Below are 226 nucleotides of genomic sequence, written 5' to 3'. Positions count from 1 at the left end.
TGAGATTACCCAAACAGAGATACGCAATACCCTTGCCCCTATTTGGCATACAAAAGCTGATACAGCGCGTAAAGCACTGAACCGTCTTAATATTTGTCTCAAACATGCGGCTGCTTTGGGGCTGGATGTTGATTTACAAGCAGTAGAAAAAGCACGCGCTCTCTTAGGTAAACAACGTCATAAAACGCAAAATAGACCAGCAATGGATTGGAAAAATGTTCCTGCC

General features: G+C 43.4%; 1 pseudogene. It reads left to right on the top strand.

Features of this window, described 5'->3' with window-relative positions:
- Window positions 1-226: pseudogene (locus tag BN338_RS12430) on the top strand (integrase); the annotation flags it as partial.

Source organism: Bartonella queenslandensis AUST/NH15 (assembly GCF_000312585.1).
Lineage (GTDB): Bacteria > Pseudomonadota > Alphaproteobacteria > Rhizobiales > Rhizobiaceae > Bartonella > Bartonella queenslandensis_A.
Note: the sequence above shows the minus strand (reverse complement) of the source record. Positions and strands in the feature narration are given on the sequence as shown.